General features: G+C 47.5%; 18 protein-coding genes. 14 read left to right on the forward strand and 4 right to left on the reverse strand.

The window, feature by feature from the left end:
• Window positions 1-5 precede the first annotated feature (5 nt).
• The 5 genes from CHI14_RS11390 (at window position 6) to CHI14_RS11410 (ending at window position 5721) form a co-directional block, all read left to right on the forward strand.
• Complete coding sequence (locus CHI14_RS11390) at window positions 6-1025, forward strand: glycoside hydrolase family 88/105 protein (RefSeq protein WP_095288562.1); 1020 nt, start codon at window positions 6-8, stop codon at window positions 1023-1025.
• A 13-nt stretch (window positions 1026-1038) separates the two neighbouring features.
• Complete coding sequence (gene gnpA, locus CHI14_RS11395) at window positions 1039-3219, forward strand: 1,3-beta-galactosyl-N-acetylhexosamine phosphorylase (RefSeq protein WP_095288563.1); 2181 nt, start codon at window positions 1039-1041, stop codon at window positions 3217-3219.
• A gap of 179 nt (window positions 3220-3398) precedes the next feature.
• Window positions 3399-3842 (forward strand): NUDIX hydrolase, encoded by a 444-nt coding sequence (locus CHI14_RS11400; protein ID WP_095288564.1) that lies wholly within the window; start codon window positions 3399-3401, stop codon window positions 3840-3842.
• A 1-nt stretch (window position 3843) separates the two neighbouring features.
• Entirely contained in the window at window positions 3844-4581 is a 738-nt protein-coding gene (locus CHI14_RS11405; RefSeq protein WP_095288565.1) for an SMI1/KNR4 family protein, read from the forward strand.
• Window positions 4582-4731: 150 nt separating this feature from the next.
• Window positions 4732-5721, forward strand: a complete 990-nt coding sequence (locus tag CHI14_RS11410) for a phosphotransferase (protein WP_095288566.1) — start codon at window positions 4732-4734, stop codon at window positions 5719-5721.
• 102 nt (window positions 5722-5823) lie between these two features.
• On the opposite strand, the gene CHI14_RS11415 is transcribed toward CHI14_RS11410, so the two are convergent.
• Window positions 5824-6816 carry a DUF4003 family protein gene (locus CHI14_RS11415; RefSeq protein WP_095288567.1) on the reverse strand — a complete coding sequence of 331 codons (993 nt, stop codon included), beginning with the start codon at window positions 6814-6816 and terminating at the stop codon, window positions 5824-5826.
• A gap of 33 nt (window positions 6817-6849) precedes the next feature.
• Window positions 6850-7215, reverse strand: a complete 366-nt coding sequence (locus CHI14_RS11420) for a DUF6713 family protein (protein WP_095288568.1) — start codon at window positions 7213-7215, stop codon at window positions 6850-6852.
• 384 nt (window positions 7216-7599) lie between these two features.
• On the opposite strand from CHI14_RS11420, the gene CHI14_RS11425 reads away from it, so the two are divergent.
• The 4 genes from CHI14_RS11425 to CHI14_RS11440 all read left to right on the forward strand — a co-directional run bounded on the left by CHI14_RS11425 (window position 7600) and on the right by CHI14_RS11440 (window position 11705).
• Window positions 7600-8979, forward strand: a complete 1380-nt coding sequence (locus tag CHI14_RS11425; protein WP_095288569.1) for an amino acid permease — start codon at window positions 7600-7602, stop codon at window positions 8977-8979.
• 226 nt (window positions 8980-9205) lie between these two features.
• The gene (locus CHI14_RS11430) at window positions 9206-9625 is read left to right on the forward strand and encodes a hypothetical protein (protein WP_095288570.1); all 420 of its coding nucleotides are present in this window, start codon (window positions 9206-9208) and stop codon (window positions 9623-9625) included.
• Between the two features lie 14 nt (window positions 9626-9639).
• Window positions 9640-9987: a hypothetical protein gene (locus CHI14_RS11435; RefSeq protein WP_095288571.1), complete on the forward strand. Its 348-nt coding sequence runs from the start codon at window positions 9640-9642 to the stop codon at window positions 9985-9987.
• A gap of 203 nt (window positions 9988-10190) precedes the next feature.
• Window positions 10191-11705 (forward strand): alpha/beta hydrolase family protein, encoded by a 1515-nt coding sequence (locus CHI14_RS11440; protein WP_095288572.1) that lies wholly within the window; start codon window positions 10191-10193, stop codon window positions 11703-11705.
• 26 nt (window positions 11706-11731) lie between these two features.
• Here the strand turns inward: CHI14_RS11440 and CHI14_RS11445 are convergent, their stop codons facing one another.
• Complete coding sequence (locus CHI14_RS11445; protein ID WP_095288573.1) at window positions 11732-12748, reverse strand: MerR family transcriptional regulator; 1017 nt, start codon at window positions 12746-12748, stop codon at window positions 11732-11734.
• Window positions 12749-13122: 374 nt separating this feature from the next.
• On the opposite strand from CHI14_RS11445, the gene CHI14_RS11450 reads away from it, so the two are divergent.
• From CHI14_RS11450 to CHI14_RS11465, 4 genes are all read left to right on the forward strand, one after another.
• Window positions 13123-14025, forward strand: coding sequence for an SDR family oxidoreductase (locus CHI14_RS11450; protein WP_095288574.1), 903 nt, complete (start codon window positions 13123-13125; stop codon window positions 14023-14025).
• A gap of 261 nt (window positions 14026-14286) precedes the next feature.
• Window positions 14287-14706 (forward strand): ester cyclase, encoded by a 420-nt coding sequence (locus CHI14_RS11455; RefSeq protein WP_095288575.1) that lies wholly within the window; start codon window positions 14287-14289, stop codon window positions 14704-14706.
• 221 nt (window positions 14707-14927) lie between these two features.
• Window positions 14928-17309 carry a GH36-type glycosyl hydrolase domain-containing protein gene (locus tag CHI14_RS11460; RefSeq protein ID WP_095288576.1) on the forward strand — a complete coding sequence of 794 codons (2382 nt, stop codon included), beginning with the start codon at window positions 14928-14930 and terminating at the stop codon, window positions 17307-17309.
• Between the two features lie 127 nt (window positions 17310-17436).
• Window positions 17437-18096, forward strand: coding sequence for a 2'-5' RNA ligase family protein (locus CHI14_RS11465; RefSeq protein ID WP_141236663.1), 660 nt, complete (start codon window positions 17437-17439; stop codon window positions 18094-18096).
• Between the two features lie 94 nt (window positions 18097-18190).
• Here CHI14_RS11465 and CHI14_RS11470 read toward each other — a convergent pair whose 3' ends face one another.
• Window positions 18191-18958 (reverse strand): GNAT family N-acetyltransferase, encoded by a 768-nt coding sequence (locus CHI14_RS11470; protein WP_095288578.1) that lies wholly within the window; start codon window positions 18956-18958, stop codon window positions 18191-18193.
• A gap of 174 nt (window positions 18959-19132) precedes the next feature.
• On the opposite strand from CHI14_RS11470, the gene CHI14_RS11475 reads away from it, so the two are divergent.
• Window positions 19133-19795, forward strand: coding sequence for a M48 family metallopeptidase (locus tag CHI14_RS11475; RefSeq protein WP_095289076.1), 663 nt, complete (start codon window positions 19133-19135; stop codon window positions 19793-19795).
• Window positions 19796-19844 lie beyond the last annotated feature (49 nt).

Genomic DNA, 19844 nt, shown 5'->3' on the forward strand with positions numbered 1-19844 from the left:
TACCGATGCTTCAAGTGAAATATGACAGGGAAGAGATTTTAAAGGTCATCGATAATGTCACCCAAAAAACACTATCCATGGATCTGACATGGGACTGGCCTTGCGGTGTAGCCTATTACGGTGTAACCAGAGCCTACCAGACGACAGGCAACAAGGAGATTTTGGACAGGCTGGTTCAGTGGGCGGATGAATATATTGAGCTGGGCCTGCCGAGCTGGACGGTAAATACCTGTGCCATGGGACATATGCTGATTACGTTGTATGAAGAGACAGGAGATCAGAAGTATTGGGATATCGCGCTAAGCAAAGTGGATTATCTCCAGAATCATGCGCTCCGCTTCGGAGACAACGTGCTGCAGCATACCGTATCTGTTGCCAATGACTTTCCGGAACAGGCGTGGGCGGATACCTTGTTTATGGCTGCATTTTTCCTGCTGCGCGTAGGCAGCAAGTTGAAGGATGAAGCCATGATTCAGGATGCCCTGAATCAGTATTACTGGCATATCAAATACCTTCAGGACCCAAGTACGGGCTTCTGGTATCACGGGTATAACAACGTCAATAAGGACCATATGTCCGGATTTTACTGGGGAAGAGCGAATGCCTGGGGTGCCTACACGATGTCGCAGGTGAAACCTCAATTGAAGGACTGGTATTTATATCCGCAGTGCATGGACGTCGAGTGCTCGCTCCGGGACCAACTGGCAGCATTGAAGCTGGTTCAGACGGACAATGGCTTGTGGCGAACGGTGCTGGACGATGAGGAGTCCTATGAAGAAGTATCGGCGTCTTGCGGTATAGCGGCAGCCATGATCAATAACGGCAATCCGCTGCATACCAAGTATGTACAGAAGGCACTGGACGGTGTACTGAAAAATATCACCGAAGATGGACGTGTACTGGGCGTATCCGGCGGCACGGCTGTCATGAAGGATCGGGAAGGGTACCGCAAGATCCCCAAAGACTGGATTCAGGGCTGGGGTCAAGGCCTGGCACTCGCTTTTCTGTCCGACATGTTGAGATAGGAGGAGATGCAATTTGTCCAAAAAAACAACGGGAGCCTTCACCCTGCCCGGAGAATCGGGTTATGAGGCGCTGACACTGGAACTCGCTGAACGGTGGGGTGCTGATGTCATTCGTGACAGCGACGGGACGAAATTGTCGGATGAGATTATTAACGCAGGATACGGTATTTATTCAACGATCTGTATCATCCGGGATCATAATGAGTGGGCGTCCCGCAATACGGATAAGCTGCAGCAATGTTTTCTTATAACGAACCCCAAGGTGGCCGTGCAGGATTACCTGTCCATCTATCTGATGGAGGATTTCTTCGCTGAACAATTCAAGGTGAACGATTCCCGGGAAGCGTCCAGGTACTGGCAGGTCTATGACCGGACGACGGGGGAAGAGGTACCGAGAGAACAGTGGAATTATGAACGGGAATCCGGGAATGTGGTTATTACCGGCATCGTTCCGTGGCATAAATACACCGTCAGCTTCATGGTTTACCGAATATGGGAAGAGATTTCGATGTACAACCACACGACGAATGACTGGGACAAAGAGCATCTGATGCAGATCGATCCGATCTATCCGGAGACCCAAACATATTTGCTGAATTGGATGGAAAATTGGTGTCAGGAGCACAAGGAAACGACCGTTGTTCGGTTTACTTCCCTGTTCTATAATTTCGCCTGGATCTGGGGCAGCAGTGAGCGAAATCGTCATCTGTTCTCGGACTGGGGTTCATATGATTTTACGGTAAGTTCAAGAGCGCTTGATCTGTTTGCCAAAAAGGCGGGCTATTCCCTCACGGCTGAGGATTTTGTGAATGGCGGTAAATATCAGGTCAGTCATATCCCTGCGAATCAGCGCAAGCTGGATTGGATGGCATTCATCAATGATTTTGTGATTGAATTCGGCAAAAAGCTGATTGATATTGTACACAAACATGACAAGCTGGCCTATGTTTTCTACGATGATAGCTGGGTCGGCATGGAGCCTTACAATGACCGCTTCGAAGAATTTGGATTCGACGGCATGATCAAATGTGTTTTCTCCGGGTATGAGGCAAGAATGTGTTCGGGTATCAACGTGGATACGCATGAAATTCGGCTGCATCCCTACCTGTTCCCGGTTGGTTTAGGCGGGCTTCCTACCTTCAAGGAGGGCGGCGACCCTACGCTGGATGCCAAGAAGTATTGGATTCATATCCGGCGTGCTCTGCTCAGAGAACCGATCGATCGAATCGGACTGGGCGGGTATCTGCATCTGGTGGAGCCTTATCCGGATTTTGTGGAATACATCGAGAAGATTGCCAATGAATTCAGAGAAATAAAGGAGCTGCATCAGGCTGGCAAGCCTTATCAGATTAAGACCAAGGTAGCCGTGCTGCACAGCTGGGGCAAACTGAGATCATGGACCTTGTCCGGGCATTTCCATGAAACGTACATGCATGATCTCATCCATGTCAATGAAGCATTGTCGGGATTACCGGTTGAGGTGCGGTTCATCGATTTTGAAGACATCCGTCAGGGCGTACTGCAAGACTGCGATGTCGTGATCAATGCCGGTTCTGCGGGTTCTGCATGGAGCGGTGGGGAACACTGGAATGACCATACATGTGTGGACCTATTGACGAAGTGGGTATACGAAGGTGGTACATTTATCGGCATTCATCAGCCGTCGGCGATTGAGGGATACGACAGCTTTTTCCGAATGGCACATATTCTTGGCGTGGATGAAGATACAGGAGCCAGAGTCGTTCACGGAAAATGGTCGTATGAGGTACGAGATGAGCATGGTTTGGTACCGGATAAAGCCAGCATAACGCCGAAGAAAGGCATTTATCTTACGGATGGCACAGCTGAGGTGGTGCATGAAACAGATGGTCATATTACGTTGTCTACCCATGCATTCGGCAAAGGAAAAGGGATCTATCTCCCCGCATTCGAATTCAACTGGGAGAATACCAGATTGCTGCTGAATCTGATTCGCTATGCAGGCGAGGAGTACGAAGAAACGAAGTATATCCCGGATAACTTGTACACTGAGTGTGCGTATTACCCTGAAAGTAATATATTGGTTGTGATCAACAATAGCGACCAGGTTCAAACAACAACGATGGATACCGATTTTGGAAAACAAACGCTGGAACTGGCTCCGTATGATACGGTCATCACCAAGATTGGCGCAACCAACTCGGTATCGTCATAGGATATCTTCTTCATCGAATTTCTTCATAGAATATCGTCTCATAGACCGTTTCCCTGGCCAGGGGAGCGGTCTATTTGGGCTGAAAAGGAATTCTGCTCATGAATATTTTATAATGTAAATCATACAAGCGAGCAAACCGGATATCTTGTTCCAGACTTAAGATGTTGGGGGTGTAATCAATGATTCGTATGGCTGTCGGTGCGGTCATTCAAAAGGATGATGAACTGCTGTTAGTTCATAAGGTAAAAGGAGCACAGGGGAAAATCAAAGGAACGTGGGATTTCCCAAAAGGTGGGGTAGAGCCGCAGGACGAGAGCATAGAGGCGGCACTGCTCAGGGAATTAGAAGAAGAAACCGGATCAACAAACTTTACAATTACCAAACCGTTCAAGGACCGAATTGTCTTTCGTTTTGATGCCATAACGCAGAAGAAATTGGGATTTCAGGGGCAGGAAACGACGATGTTTCTGGTGGAATATGCTGGAGACGGGACTGACCTGAAACCTCAGGATGATGAGATTGATGATATTCGGTGGTTCCCCATAGACCATGTCGCTCCATTGTTATTTCCGGAGGCCCGTGTGTTCCTTGAAAGATACGTTCTGGTGAAAGGAGGAGACTGACTTGATTGCAGATTTTAAAGTGTTGACCGAGTTCCTCCAAGGTCATGATGAAGCAGGGGGTTCCATTTTAGAGGAAGACATTCAGGAGCAAGAGCGTCGTCTTGGCAAGCCTTTTCCGGCCGCTCTGCGTGAATATTATAAGAGGTTTGGGCGGTCACTATATATTACACAGCACTGTAATAATCAGTATGAGCCGATGCTTCTGGAGGATATCTTTGTACCGGATTCGGATTTCTTTACAACGGACAAGGCGTTTTTGATCTTTTATCAATGCGAAGAATCAGTGATCTATTGCGGCATACGTTTCAGTGATCTGACGAAGGAAGACCCGCCTGTGTATCTATGTGCCTGGAACCACCCGGATTGGTCGCTGGAGAATGAATCGCTCACCAATTTTCTGGTAAGCAAAGCATTTATTCAAATGGGGGTGGAGGATAGGCTGCCTTATTGGGTGATTTTTGATGAGAACATGTGGGGGTTATCGGATTACCGATCCTACTGGGGATTAAGCGATGGAGCATATGAAATTCCAGAAACGTCATCTCTTCAGGCTTGGCGGATATTTTGTAGGGATAATGTCATTCTTCTATTCGAACTGGCTGTTGGTGAAAGCGAGGATGATGTATTAGCCGTATATCTGGCTTCTTTTGACCGGGAGCGTATAGCGAGCCTGTTGAATCGTATAACGCAGGACAGGCAGCTGCCTGATTATAGAACCAATCTTGGATCGTCGCGGTGATTACTGGCTTGGTCAGTAAGCATCTTGTCGGGGTTGATGATGGACGAGCTTGCTAAGGTACACTTCTTCATTTTACTTCCAGTGTTTACCTGTAGTTTATATATTGAATGATAGGAGTAACAGAAATGATTAAACCAAAGGAGCATCAAGATGCATAATTTTAACCAACCCATGGCATTACGCTCTATTCTAAGCCCGAAATATTTGGAATTTGCTCTAAGAGATCAATATGATATGGGTCAATGGGAAGAATGTTTGTTTTGGCTGCGAGGATTGAATGATACATACCGGGTTAAAACGTCCACTGGCTTGCACATCCTTCGGGTATACCGTGCGGAGATCGGAGAGGAAGAAGTCATCACGGAGTTGTCCGTGCTATCTCAATTGAAAGCAATATTGAATTCTTCGGTACATGCAGATGTTGGAGATCACATGAAGAAGAAGGGTAAGAGGGATTACACCGTTCTGGATGCGCCGGAAGGCAAACGGGTGGCCGTGATGTTCCGCTATATTGAGGGGACCGAGAACAACCTGGAGGATGAGGCGTCCTGTTATGCTTTTGGTCAATCTGCGGCTGAGCTGCACAAGGCTATGGATCAGGTTGTAGTGGAGCAGCCCAGATATGAGCTGGATACACGATTTCTGATTGATCAGCCTCTCGCGCGCATTCTGGCGTATATCGGAGAGTCGCATGAAGCAGCACCATTTTTGTATGCGTTCACTCAGGAGCTGAAGGAGCGTATTACAGCATCTGCCGATAGTCTGGAATGGGGGCTGTGTCATGGCGATATGCATGGCAACAATAATGCCTTTCAGCAGGGAGGCTCATTTACGCATTATGACCTGGAGTGGGCAGCCAAAGGCTGGCGAGCCTACGATCTGGCTCAGGTAAAGGCTAGAAAGAGACAATCCGGTGAGCAAAAAGCAGCATTATGGAATGCGCTGATGGCAGGTTATCGTTCGATACGAAGCTTCTCTCCAGAGGACGAGAAGGCGGTGGACCTGTTCATTATCGCTCGCAGATTCTGGGTCATGGGTCTGGATGTTGCTTTTATCGAAAATGATATGGGTGCACTGGATTATGGTGACGATTGGCTGAATAGTTTCATTGAGGAGTTTCGAGAAACGGGAATCATATAGTTTCGGAAGATGAGTCACCGTTCTACATTTATTTGGAATCATTTATGCCCCCTCTGAATCAATCAGAGGGGGCTTTTCCATAATAAGCTTCCTTAATGAACGTTAGCTTGAAGATGAAGAAGCGGCAGCAGCAGCCGATGCCGCGGCAGCGGAGGCCATGGCGGCCTGCTGTGCGATGATAATGTTGGTGATGCTGGTAGAGAGTGTCGTGGTCAGCACACCGCTTCGCAGATTTTCAACATGCTGAACAGCCACTAGGGCAGATGAGAATAGAAGCAGCTCCTGTTTGGTGATCGACCATGACCCGAAGCCCTTTTGACCGCGCAGCCAGTCAAACGTTTCTTGGACCTGATCCACCAGTGTGTCTTGGTGAACAGGCAGCAGGGAGAGCACTCCGAGGGAGGATAGGGTATACGTTTTATCCAAGCGGATGCTGCGTTTACGGAACGCCTCCTGTAATGCCAATACGCGCGCGCTTGATTCAGGATTGTCGTCTCCAAGAACCAGTACTTGAGTCAATGCCTGCACGCTGTTGCCAGGGGAGAATTCTGGTTTCAGTTCACGATAGAGCTGCTCCATGCGGGCCACACCGGATTCCACATCCAGATCGGAGAGAGCCAGCATGGCTGAGAAAATATAGTCATCCTGTCCGGTGAGGAAGCGGTGTTTTGCTTTCATCTGATCATAAAAGCCCTTGGCACGCTCCACCGTGTACTGAAACTGGTCAGGCGCTGCCTGGGCAGCAATCTGATAGGCAGCCACGGCCAGGAAATCGGAAGTGCGAAACTTGATCTGTTTCATCAAATCGTAGACATGTAGGGTATCCGCCAGCTTCGACTCCTGATCCGTGGTAAGGGAGAGCATGGCGGCAATACTAATGGCCGAATTGCCCCTGAATACGGAAAAGAGGTTTGTATTTTGCTTCATCAGATCATGACTCTGGCGAATGGCCTCGCCATCCGCCGTTTTATTTTCTCCTGCATAGAGAAGTGCCGCGAGGCGATGCATCATCGGATTTTGCCACTTGAACGACTTCTTGATGATCTGTGTATTGGAAACGAATAATTCGACTCGTGCTGCGTGCTGCTGTTCCATATGCACACCTCCCGAAATGAGTAGTTGTTACCCCTAGTTTATTAGGAATATCAAATGGATTAAAGCAAAAATTCCCATGGGGTAGATGAATGACCTTGAGAACGAATTTTTAAATTGGTTGCGAGGGTGCTTCTCAAATAAGAAATGCAATACCGTATGTATGATGAAAAAGATATCCAGTACCCAGAACGTAATCGTCTGATACGAACTGAAGAGCAGGGAGAGGATAACGGTGTATAAGGGCAGGTGCACCCATGTAAAATACCTATAAGCTTTCTCGTCTTCCATCTCTTTCAACACGATAAACAATCTCCACTCGGACCGCCTAATCGCATCCATTTCGTGCAGAAGAAATAGTGACAGGTTGAACAAAAATAAGATCAGCAGCAAGTCAGGCATGTCGTGCCTCCCCTTATGTATTTATAGAAGATACGGATGGGCCCCGAGATTGTTCCAGTCTATTGCCTGTTACGTCTTTCCGATGTGGCTATATCCAAAATACAAGAATAACCTCCCAGATCACGGATAGAGCCGCCATAAGCGGTAGCCGCGTGTGGTTTCACTCTTGGTCTTGCTCATATCAAGCTGATACTCTTGGGGAATGATCCAGAAACCGTTATAAATGATAAACATTCTTAATAAAAACGCTTCCTTACATTCCTTGTTGTATTTCTGCGGCACATCTCGTACAATTTGGTGAAGCAATTCTGCATTGCGTTAATGTGAACATAAACATGTAATTCTGACAACACGAAGCTGCACACAAGAAAAGGGGAGAATCGTTTGGAATCGAAGCAACTATCTAGAGGGCTTAAGCCCCGTCACGTTGAGCTGATTGCACTCGGGGGTACAATCGGCGTTGGATTGTTCATGGGATCGGCGAGTACGATCAAATGGGCAGGTCCTTCGGTGCTGCTGGCCTATCTGCTGGCCGGGATCATTATCTTTTTTGTCATGCGTATTATGGGTGAGATGTTGATTCAGGAGCCTGTCACCGGATCCTTTGCCACATTTGCTCATAAATATATCAGCCCGCTTGCCGGGTTCCTGACCGCCTGGAGTTACTGGTTCCTCTGGGTAACGGTGGGGATGGCGGAAGTAACGGCGATCGGTATTTATGTCGGATACTGGTTCCCGGATATTCCACAATGGCTGCCGGCACTGGCTGGTGTGCTCATTATTGCGGCGGCGAATCTGGCTGCGGTTAAGTACTACGGGGAGTTTGAATTCTGGTTCGCCATGATTAAGGTAACCGCCATTGTGTTCATGATTGTGATCGGAACCGGCTTAATCTTCTTCGGTCTGGGTAACGGCGGAGAGCCGATCGGATTATCGAACCTGGTGAGTCATGGGGGCTTCTTCCCGGGAGGAATCAAAGGATTCCTGTTTGCTCTATGTATCGTAACGGCAGCCTATCAGGGCGTGGAGATGGTCGGCATTACGGCAGGGGAAGCGGAGAATCCGAAGCATACGCTGCGCAAAGCGATTAAAAATATCGTGTGGCGTATCCTTATCTTTTATGTAGGGGCTATCTTCGTCATCGTGACACTCTATCCCTGGAATGAAGTGGGGCAGACGGGAAGCCCGTTTGTACTCACATTTGCCAAGGTCGGTATCGTGGCTGCTGCGGGCATTATCAACTTCGTGGTGCTCACGGCGGCGATGTCGGGGTGTAACAGCGGAATTTACAGTGCAGGACGTATGTTATACACGCTTGCTGAGAATGGACAGGCACCTGCCTTCTTCAAAAAGCTGTCCAAAGGCGGGGTTCCGCGCAACAGCATTATTATTACGATCTCCCTATTGCTGATCGGTGTAATATTGAACTACCTGATGCCGGATTCCAAGTTGTTCCTGTATATCTACAGTGCAAGTGTTCTTCCGGGGATGGTGCCATGGTTTGCACTGGCCTTCAGCCAGTTCCGATTCAGAAAGCGTTGGGGTAATGAGATGGGGGAACACAACTTCAAGTCCAAATGGTTCCCTATCAGCAACTACATTATTATTGTGTATCTGATCCTGGTTATCATCGGGATGGCGTTTAACCCGGATACACGCTTGCCCCTGATTGTGGGTGCGACCTTTATGGCCATCGTAGTAATCGGATATTTCATATTCGGTATTGGGAAAAAGCAGCGTGTAGAGGGCGGAGAAGATCGGTAGACTTATGTTATAAAATTGTGGTGTGAATTGTTCAGCGGGTGCCCAAAATGCATTTCTTGAATACATCGAAGAATCTTTAGAGATTCGGTGTCATTCAAGGGTGCATTTTTTGTTTTTTTTTGTAAAAAAGAGTTGAAATAACAACTTAATTTATTGATCAGTATTAAGGCTTACCTTATAATCAAGAGGATCGAAGAATTTGTAAACATACTGGGGGAGTTTGCTAATGTTAGTAGGAAAAGGCGCAGTGCGTGAGATGTCTAATGATATCGACAAAGTCATCAGGGAAATCGACCAGATCACCCAATCCAAAATTGACCGGGTATCGGATAAAATTGACTCCGAATTGAACTCTTGTGGTCGTGAGCTTTCAAACGCTGCAACGACATTATCTCAGATCAAGCCTCTGATTGACAGATTGGTCGCACAAGTTGGACAAGATGCTCCTGATCATGTGCAAGTACTTGTGACATCGATTGCACAAGAAGTAATGTCCAAAGTTATAGCTACTAGCGGCAACATTGACGAAGTGCAGAAGAATATTAAAGATGTAGATAAGTTAACCAACGAAATCGATAGTCTCACGGACGAGATTGACAAGTTGACAGATAAGATTGATGAAATTACCGATAAGTACCAGAAATAGGGAGGAAGGTCTCTATGAGCGATTATACACCACCTGTAGGTCAGCCCAATTACATATCGGGTGGCTGGGGCAACAAACAAGCAAAAGAAACGGCTTTAAAGATAGATCATATTGCTGATAAGGCCAAGTTTGGCATTGAGATGCTGGGTACAGGATTGGATGGAATAGATGCTATTGAAAAAGAATTGATCGAGATCTCCCATGCGCCGCAGCCTCCTACACAAGAGCAGATTAGATCGATGGCTCATCGCCTGGATGCACATCAAAAGCAGCTCCAACTGGCTTTGGACCGGATTAAAGACATGATGACAGATATAGAAAAAGAAACGGATGCTATTCAAAAACCACGTACATCCTGGTAAGAATAAGTTTACGTGGTTTACGAATTTGAATATGTAGAAAGAGAGGGAGCTCCCTCTCTTTTTTTATTATCTTTTGAGCAGTGTCACCCTCTGAAAAATATCTCTTGAATCTCCTGTTACTGGAGGTTTTAGGATATGAACTAGAAGAGCTGCTGTGCGATCCATATCAATTACATTGCGGCAGACAAGGGGGCATAAGCAAGATGAGAACAATCGAATGGATTTATCTTATTTTCAACGTAATGATGCTGGTGTGGTTGATTGGGGGTCGGAATAAACCGCGGAAATGGGTATGGGGAGGGTTGGTCATATCAGCTGCCCTGCTGGTGATCCATAGTCTCGTCGAAGGAATGCGCTGGCCGATGATTCCGGCATACCTGCTGACACTGGTTCCTGTCGTTGTTGTAATCACAGAAGCAAGACGGCAACAGCGTGTAGGTGTGATCTCGGAAAAAGGTAAACGTGCTGTCGGTTCAACTGCGTCTGCGGCGCGAAAGTCTGGTCGTGTTCGGGCCATTGCAGCATCGTTGCTGGTACTGGTGTATGCAGCGGTTACGATAGGTCTGCCGCTTCTATTTCCGGTATTATCATTTGAAAAACCAACAGGTCCTTATGGAATCGGCACAGTCTCCTATGATTGGACGGATCATAGCCGGGAGGAATTGATGACGAGTACCGCCGGAGACCAAAGGGAGCTGATGGTACAGATCTGGTATCCAACAGATCCCAATGCCATGGGGAAAACAGCTCCGTATGTAAACAATCCAGCGGTTTATGCAACAGCCTTCAATGAAGTGCTGCAGCTGCCGAAGCTGTTATTCTCAAGCTTGGGCCAGGTCCAAACTCATGCAATACAGGAAGCATCGTTATCGGATGCGGAAGCCAAGTATCCGGTAATCCTTTTCTCTCATGGTTTGCATGGCTATGAAAATCAGAATACGTTCCAGGTGGAGCAGCTCGCTAGTCAAGGTTACATTGTGGTTGGCATTAATCACACCTACAGCAGTTTGGTATCCGTATTTTCGGATGGACGTGTGGCACAGTTTGAATCGGAGGGCAAAGAGGGCTTCGAACAGCTGCAATTCAGTTATATGGACAAGCTTAATGAAACCTGGGTCAAGGATGCACAATTCGTACTGGATGAGGTGGAGAAATTGGCTGCGAATGATCCGAGTGGACGTTTTAACGGTCACATGGATCTGGACAACATGGGTATGTTTGGGCATTCATTTGGCGGGGCAACGACGGTACAGATGTTGATGGATGATCCGCGTCTCAAGGCAGGCATGAATATGGATGGGGTACTTTTTGGCGAGAAACGCATTCCTGCTGAAGGAGTCGGCAAACCGTTCCTGATGATGAGTGCAGACACAACGGTTGCAGGGACAAGCGTCATGAGTGACGAAGAGATCGCTGCCATGGGCACCACCCGTCCGGAAGCCGAAAAATACTATGAGGAAGTATACGCACGCTATGAGCCGGTAACGGCAGGAGGGAACTACTGGATGGAGCTGAATAACACCAAACATCTGAGTTTCTCTGACCTCTATTTGATATCTCCTATTCTGGAATGGTCCCAGGGTGTAGATGCGCATAAGGCACAACAGTTGATAAATGATACAACCATCGACTTTTTTAATCACTACCTGAAAGGACAACCGCTGCAGATGGATAGTAACGTGGGGGAACATGAATCCTATTCGTTGAAAAAGGGCTAAACGGGTAAATGGAAGGAGACTGGACTTCAGTCTTCTTCCGTTTGTTGTAACCGCAGCCGCATGCCTTCCTGAAGTAGGTTAATCCCGTCAACGATCTCACTCCACGCGGGGTTCACCACCATACACAGCCTGTTAAAGCGAAGGATGCGCTCCGTAACAGAGTCCAGCATGTACTGAGCCTGAGTTCGGAAAAAAGCCTCCGGGTCTCCGGTATGTTCATTACTCGCGTACAACATGACAAAATCCTGCACGATCGCCTGAACCGCAGGACTATCCGGCGGCCATTGCTTGGACAATGCCTCGGTGGCCCGGACGCGGATTTCCTCCATTTTCTTCACCCAGACTTCCGCCTCAACCTGTGGATGGTTCGCCATCGTGAAGAAGGGGAGTTCGAGTCGCGCCAGATCGGCAAAATAGCCCGGATCATTAATGATTTCCTTAATTTCGTTCCAGGCCATCGTTTGCTCGGCAGACATTTTGGTATCTTTCATCAAGTATTTATCAAAGAAATGCAAGAATGAAACTCTCCATTCCTGCGGTATTCCGTCCAGGAGATGGGATTCTTCCATTTTGGCAGACACGAACTGTTTGCGCTTCTTGGCATGAGCCGTAAGCGAATCCACCAGGCTCGATACATAGCTGAGAGAGTGACCAGCATGCAACGGAGCTTCGGCTTCATGCTGCTTGGCTTGCTGCAAAATGGAAAGCATGGAACTCAGAGTGCCGATCTGGGTCTCCAGCGCTTCAATCTGCAGGTCCAGCGCCTGCGAGACACCCAGTTCGCCAGACATGAGCTTGCGAATATCCGGTATGCCGAAATTCAGATAGCGAAGCGTTGTGATTAGCTCCAGCCGCCACAGGTCTTGGGGGGTGTAGAGACGGTGGCCGCCTTCTGTATGCAGGGAGGGGTGAACCAGTCCGATTTCGTCATAATAACGGATCGTTTTAACGGTGGAACCAATCATTTTGGCGGCTTCACCGATCGAATAGGTATGTTGATTAGAACCCTGGTTTGAATCCAATAAGATCACCTCATGATCCATTATACAACCTCCTGTTACTGGAGATTCAATTGTACAGCAGTTGCCATAAGGAAATGATCAAGCCCAGTTTAAATTCCACCCATCTCGGTTACAAAGAAAAGAGTGCAACTTTTATAAAATCCAACTATAAATAAATTGAAATTTACACATTCTATCTAAATCGAACTTCACATCTACACATTAACGTAGAGGGCAGAGAAAACCTAGAGAAATGAAATGTTCGCCTTTATCACCGAATTTTCTCCTTCTAAAGGAATAGAAAAAAAATGGGGGATAACAGCGATCGGAAGGTTGCTCTGACCGCATAGTGATTCGTGTAGAATTCATTGGTTCTATTTTTAGAGAGTGTAAATTTACCCGAGGAGGAATTGAACATGGCTAATCAAGACCAGCATACTGTACAAGATCCGACGACACAATATCCGAAGGCGACATCAGAATGGAAACAGCAGCAGGAAGAGCCGGGACTTCAGCGCGAGATGACACCCGTACCTGATGCAGGCGAAAAGAGTTACAAAGGCAGCGGACGTCTGACTGGACGCAAAGCCGTAGTGACTGGGGCAGACAGCGGGATTGGCCGCGCGGCGGCCATTGCTTTTGCCCGTGAAGGGGCGGATGTTGTGCTGTCTTATCTTCCTGAAGAAGAAGCGGATGCCAAAGAAGTGGTACAGCTGATTGAAGAAGCAGGCCGTAAGGCTGTGGCGATTCCCGGTGACCTGAAGGATGAGAACTATTGCGAGCAGCTCATTGAGTCTGCCGTTAAGGAGCTTGGCGGGATTGATATCCTTGCCAACGTGGCAGGTAAACAGCAGTTTGTGGAACAGATTGCGGATCTGACTACAGAACAATTCGATGCGACATTCAAAACGAATGTGTACTCCATGTTCTGGCTCTGCAAAGCGGCTGTAAAACATATGAAACCAGGCAGCTCTATCATCAATACGTCGTCCATTCAGGCGTACAGTCCTTCGCCAATTCTGCTGGATTATGCAACGACGAAGGCGGCCATCAACACATTCAGCAAGGCACTGGCCCAGCAGGTCGGCAGTAAAGGCATTCGTGTGAATGTTGTTGCCCCAGGTCCGGTATGGACACCGCTTCAGGTAGTCGGCGGACAGCCCGTCGAGAAGCTGGCTGAGTTCGGCTCCAACACGCCACTTGGCCGGGCAGGACAACCTGCCGAGATGGCACCTGCCTTCGTATTCCTGGCGAGTCAGGAATCCAGTTACGTGAGCGGTGAGACCCTGAATGCCAATGGTGGTACGGTTAGTCCATAATAGGAGACCGTAAATGGGCGCCCAATGGATTAGCTTGTTAAGCAAAGAACTCCATCCCCGATAGGGGTGATGGAGTTCTTTGTGTTTTATATTCATTTACCGAAGCAACTTCGAGTTCATTAGAATAATAGGGATAATAGTCCCGTAGAACAGTAGAACAGATTAATCTCCAACTATGGAATAGATGATAGAATAAGGGAAGATACAAAAGGCTGCGACTCAGATGTGACAGAAAATCCAATGTAAATGGAGTGGCGTGCAATGTCCCCAGAACAGATTGTCAGGGCTTTTTTCGAGGAGGTACGATCAGGTCGTAACCCTGATTATGCAGATACATTGATGGCAGAGCAGGTACTGGCCCATCAGGTGGTATCCGAAGAGGAAGTGACCGTAAACAGGACACCTTCCCAATATGCAGATCATGTAAGAGAGATGATTCAGGCTTACGGTGAATTCTCACTTGAGATTCAGGAACTGATCGTACAGGGAGATAAAGTGTATGTGCGCTGGAGACAAGCGGGTACGCATGTTGGGGAAGTAGACGGATATGCACCAACCCTTCTGCCCGTGATTGAAATTGCCAGTGCTGTATATCGCGTGGAAAATGAGCGGATTGCAGAATATTGGATTCAGATTGACAGGCTGGGCATCGAAAAACAATTGGAGCGCAATAAGAGCTGAGAATTCAGCTCTTTTTTTGTTATATCAATCCTTCTTACAGAAGTTATATTTTTAATAGTATGTTTTCGAGCTTTACGCGCTGAGCAGGTTAATTTACATGAATTTTTGAACATTTATCCGTGACTGTAAGCGTTCCCGTGTTATAATGAATGAAGTTGTATACAAGTTACTAAAACGTTTTCTGTCATTCCAATTTTATAACCCGAAAGAGAGGTTCAGTGATGATCAGAGCAACGAACGATAATGAATATTATGAGCTGACCAGTCCGACAAGTATGCCCAAGGCATCCGGATTCCTATGGAACGAAAAGATGATGATCCATATGAATTGCCGCGGATATGCTGTGGCGCAATTCATGCAGCCGGAGCCTGCCAAGTACTCGCATGCGCCCAATCTGGAAGCGAAGACATTTATGCAGCCGGAGCAGCCGTATTATGCGCATCATCCGGGGAGATTTGTCTACATCAAGGATGAAGTAAGCGGAAACATTTTCTCGGCTCCGTATGAGCCGGTGCGAAAACAGGCGGACAGCTATACATTCGCCGTGGGTAAACACGATATTCGCTGGAATGTTGTAAGCGATGACATTTCCATTGAGATGAGCCTGCGTCTGCCCAAAGCGGATGCCATGGAGCTGTGGCAAGTGAAGGTGAAAAACCTCTCCTCTCATAAACGCAAGCTGAGCATGTATCCGTATTTCACGGTTGGTTATATGTCATGGATGAATCAGTCCGGTGAATATGTGGATGAGTTGCAGGGAATCGTCTGCTCTTCCATTACGCCATATCAGAAGTATCAGGATTATGCCAAAATCAAAAATTACAGCGACAAGACCTACCTGCTTGCCGATCGCAAGCCCGCTTCATGGGAAGTGAATCACGAGCGTTTCGAGGGCGAGGGCGGCCTTCATGCCCCATCGGCATTGCAGCTGGACACCTTGGAGGGCGGGGATGCGAGGTATGAGACTCCTGTCGCTGTCCTGCAATACAGGTTGGAGCTCGAAGCTGGGGCTGAGCGGGAATACCGGTTTATCTTTGGCCCGGCTCATGATGAGGCAGAGATCGAACGCATCCGGCAGCAGTATTTTATCAAGCGGGATCATGAAGGAATGGATGGTTTTGCCTTGGCCGAACAGGAATATGCGGCTTACGTAGCAGAAGGACAGGGAAATATCCAGATCCGGACGCCGGATGAAGGACTGAATAATTTTGTAAACCACTGGCTGCCACGCCAAATGTATTACCACGGCAAAACGAACCGCCTGACGACCGATCCGCAGACCCGGAACTATCTGCAGGATAACATGGGCATGAGTTACATTCAGCCCGGGATCGCGCGTGAAGCCTTCCTGACCGCGCTGGCTCAGCAGCATGCAAGCGGCGCGATGCCGGATGGGATCATTTTGCACCCGGATGCTGAACTCAAGTACATTAACCAGGTTCCTCACACGGACCACTGTATCTGGCTTCCGGTCTGTATGCGTACGTATCTGGATGAGACGAATGATTATAGCATTTTGGAGGAGCAGGTTGCATTTGCCGACAGTGAAGAGAAAGCCTCTGTGCTGGAGCATATGAATCTGGCCATGCGCTGGCTGATTCAGGATCGCGACCACCGCGGCCTCAACTTCATTAACCAGGGCGACTGGTGTGATCCCATGAACATGGTGGGTTATAAGGGCAAAGGGGTGTCCGGTTGGCTCACCATTGCAACGGCGTATGCATTCAAGGTATGGGCGGATATTTCCGAGCAGGCCGGGCATACCGAAACAGCGAAGCAATTCCGTGAGGAAGCAGACCGGACCAATGCTGTAGCGAACGAGTATCTGTGGGATGGCGAATGGTATGCACGCGGAATAACGGATGATAATGTCGTTTTTGGCATCAGTAAGGATCAGGAAGGACGCATCTATATTAATCCTCAGGGTTGGGCGCTGATGAGCGGCGCGGCCGATGAGGAGAAGCGGAAGAAGCTGATCCGGGCAGTGGAGGAGCAATTGGAGACGCCATATGGTGTGGAGAAACTGGCACCGTCCTTCACAGCCATGCGGGAAGATGTGGGCCGGGTCACGCAAAAACATCCGGGCAGCGCCGAGAATGGGGCGGTCTACAACCATGCGGCTGCGTTCTACATCTATGCACTGTATTTGGTGGAGGAAAAGGAGAACGCCTATCGACTCCTTCGCAAAATGATTCCTGGTCCCGATACCGAAGATATCCTCCAGCGGGGGCAGTTACCTGTATTCATTCCGAACTATTATCGCGGAGCCTACAGACAATTTCCACGTACAGCCGGACGTTCCAGCCATCTGTTCAATACAGGTACGGTGCCTTGGGTATATCGCTGCCTGATCGATGGGCTGTTCGGATTGCAGGGTCACGCCGAAGGGCTGCTCGTTCGTCCGCAACTACCTGCGGAATGGGATAAGGCTTCAGTGACCAGGTTGTTCCGTGGTGCCGAGCTGCAGGTGGAGATGAAACGGGATGCGGCTGTTCGAAAGCCCGAAGTCTATGTTAACGGTCAATTGATCGAGGGAGACATGATTAAGGATATCCAGGCTGGCAAGTCATATGAGGTACTGGTCAAGCTTCCTATGTCATAAGGAATAGAAAATATGAAATGCCTTTCTTGTTCTTTAAGAAAGGCATTTTTTTAGTAAAATATTTCAAAGGCTAGGTTAAACCTTATGTCGATATTCGATAATTGTGAACCCATGTTCTATAACGAAGGTGGCAATTCCATTCGGAGATGATTTGCGGGCAGGATTGCTCAATGGTGCCGTTGAATACTCTCCATTGCAAGGGTTTATAGTTATGGAGGGGGTTATGGAGTTGTACGGAGTAGTGGCTCATTTTGACCAGGATACAGAGCTCTATATAAAGAAGGTTTGGAAAGAATTGAGTGATAACGCAGTTTCCAGGTATGCAGAAGAAGTACAGGATAGACGACCTCATATTACCATAGCAGGTTATGACTCTGACGTAGATATCGACAAATTCATAAGCGATTTTGACTGCTTTTATGAATCTAAAAAACAACTTTCGATCACTCTGAACTCAATAGGGACTTTTTTGAACACAGGAATAGTTTACCTTGCCCCTGTTCCTTCCCAAGAATTTTTAACGTTTCATGCTAATCATCACCATTTCTTTGAGAAATACCGAATAAATGCTGAGTCTCAATATCTCCCCAATAGTTGGATACCTCACTGTACAATAGCAAACAGATTAAACGATGAAAATTTAAAAGAAGCGATGTCTTACTGTACTAAAAGAATCGAGAGACTACGTGCTACTATCGTTGAAATATCAGTAATCAAAGCTATATACGAGAATGGCAAATGTATAAAATCACCCTCTATACATACGAAAGTTCTGCACTTTGTCTAAAATTACAATATAACCAAAGTATCGCCTCCCAAGACAACCACCTTACTCACCAAGGCGGTTGTCTTAGCTCAAAAATCAACATTGGAATTGAGGGTCAAGATTCGCGGAATGCCTTAACTCTATACCAATACGAGTAGATTTTCGAATAGCCCAGTTTGGCGTAGAGCTTTAAGGCGGGAGCGTTATTGGCTACAACCAGCAGATAACTGGATGTGGCGCCTTGTTTTCTCCCCCAATGCAAGAGATGTAGTATCATCTGTTCAGCGAACCCGCGATTCCGGTATGCGGCATCCGTAATGATATCGTACAAGCCGATATAGCCGCGCTCCACAACACCCAGGCCACAGGCAACGACTTGTCCATCGACCGAGAGGGAAATAAAACCCGTGCTTGAACGGATGTTGGACAGCATCTGTGTCATTGTTTCCCGCTTCCCTTCCTGTACCTGATTCAATCGGCAAAAGTGATCCAGCCACTCCTGGGTCAACTGCTCATCAATTTGTACAAAAGGGTACTCCGGTTCCTTCAGCTCTTCCAGACTGCGCACCTGCATGTTGGTGTGATCCACAAGGCTATATCCTCTGTCCTGCAGAAGCTGATCCAAGTGATCCGGGCGGCTAAACGGTGTGATTTTGAAAATGGTACTCAGCTGGTTGGAAGCGTAGATTCGCTCGCACTCATCGATCTTGGCAAACACATCGTGGGTAGAATCATAGATGGGTTGTATGGAGTTGGCGCGCTTCGTGTATCCGTTGGCAAAACGTAAAATCCATCCATCATAGAACAAGGTAGACAAGGTCTGCCAGTGGTTGAGGGATAATTCCTCAATGATTTTGTGGTCCATCTCAGTGATCTGCTTCATGCGGTGTCCTCCGTTTATATGAGCCTGAATTTAGTATGTTTTAAATAATAATACATAATATTGAATAATAATACAGAGTTATTTAACAAATATCGATCTGTTGTTTGTGCAGATCACCTTGGGATGGTATACAATCGTAATGAATGGATAACAAAAAAAGAAGCGGAGCACAGCATGCTAACGATTAAATTAAACGAACACGTCATTCAATGCCATGTGGTATATGGCAAAGGCAAGAAGGTTTCCATTACGATGGACCTGCCCTATATGGTAACGATTAAGGCACCTAATGGCACGAGCGATGAGATCATTCAGCAGCTTGTAGAGCAGCGTGGTGAAATCATATTGAAGAAATCAGTGCTAATGCAGCAGGCTCTGGAAGGACCGCAAGCCAAAGCCTATGAGGAAGAAGGCAATGGGAAGTTTTTGCTTCTGGGCAAGGAATATGCACTGCATGAGTTAATTAAGGTTGAAGGGTTGTCCGAGGATGAGCTGCGGGCGAATCTGAAGAAATTTTATTTTGCCGAGTGTAAGAGAGTCATTGGTGAACGCATTGGTCCATACCAACAGCAGCTGAAGGTCAAGCCAAAGTCCATAGACATTGTGGAATCCCCGACCAAGTGGGGCAGCTGCAGCTGGGACAAAAAACTCACATTTAACTATCGTCTGGCCATGGCACCACCGGAAGTCATTGATTATGTCATTATCCATGAGCTGTGCCATATTCATCATATGAACCATGATCGCTCCTTCTGGCGCCGTGTTGGCAGTATCATGCCGGACTATAAGACGAAGGAAGATTATTTGATGCGCAATGGCCGGGCCATGACGCTGTGAAAAAATAAATCCATATCACGAGTCCACGAATCGTTGTGGAAGGAGTCAG

It is taken from the genome of Paenibacillus sp. 7516, assembly GCF_002272715.1.
Taxonomy (GTDB): domain Bacteria; phylum Bacillota; class Bacilli; order Paenibacillales; family Paenibacillaceae; genus Paenibacillus; species Paenibacillus illinoisensis_A.

Bases quoted from the DNA above. Each gene is read 5' to 3' on its own strand.
- CHI14_RS11400 (WP_095288564.1), top strand. From the start codon at position 3,399: ATGATTCGTATGGCTGTCGGTGCGGTCATTCAAAAGGATGATGAACTG.
- CHI14_RS11455 (WP_095288575.1), top strand. From the start codon at position 14,287: ATGTCCCCAGAACAGATTGTCAGGGCTTTTTTCGAGGAGGTACGATCA.
- CHI14_RS11435 (WP_095288571.1), top strand. From the start codon at position 9,640: ATGAGCGATTATACACCACCTGTAGGTCAGCCCAATTACATATCGGGT.
- CHI14_RS11445 (WP_095288573.1), bottom strand. From the start codon at position 12,748: ATGGATCATGAGGTGATCTTATTGGATTCAAACCAGGGTTCTAATCAA.
- CHI14_RS11390 (WP_095288562.1), top strand. From the start codon at position 6: ATGCTTCAAGTGAAATATGACAGGGAAGAGATTTTAAAGGTCATCGAT.
- CHI14_RS11420 (WP_095288568.1), bottom strand. From the start codon at position 7,215: ATGCCTGACTTGCTGCTGATCTTATTTTTGTTCAACCTGTCACTATTT.
- CHI14_RS11415 (WP_095288567.1), bottom strand. From the start codon at position 6,816: ATGGAACAGCAGCACGCAGCACGAGTCGAATTATTCGTTTCCAATACA.
- CHI14_RS11475 (WP_095289076.1), top strand. From the start codon at position 19,133: ATGCTAACGATTAAATTAAACGAACACGTCATTCAATGCCATGTGGTA.
- CHI14_RS11450 (WP_095288574.1), top strand. From the start codon at position 13,123: ATGGCTAATCAAGACCAGCATACTGTACAAGATCCGACGACACAATAT.
- CHI14_RS11460 (WP_095288576.1), top strand. From the start codon at position 14,928: ATGATCAGAGCAACGAACGATAATGAATATTATGAGCTGACCAGTCCG.
- CHI14_RS11430 (WP_095288570.1), top strand. From the start codon at position 9,206: ATGTTAGTAGGAAAAGGCGCAGTGCGTGAGATGTCTAATGATATCGAC.
- CHI14_RS11470 (WP_095288578.1), bottom strand. From the start codon at position 18,958: ATGAAGCAGATCACTGAGATGGACCACAAAATCATTGAGGAATTATCC.
- CHI14_RS11440 (WP_095288572.1), top strand. From the start codon at position 10,191: ATGAGAACAATCGAATGGATTTATCTTATTTTCAACGTAATGATGCTG.
- CHI14_RS11410 (WP_095288566.1), top strand. From the start codon at position 4,732: ATGCATAATTTTAACCAACCCATGGCATTACGCTCTATTCTAAGCCCG.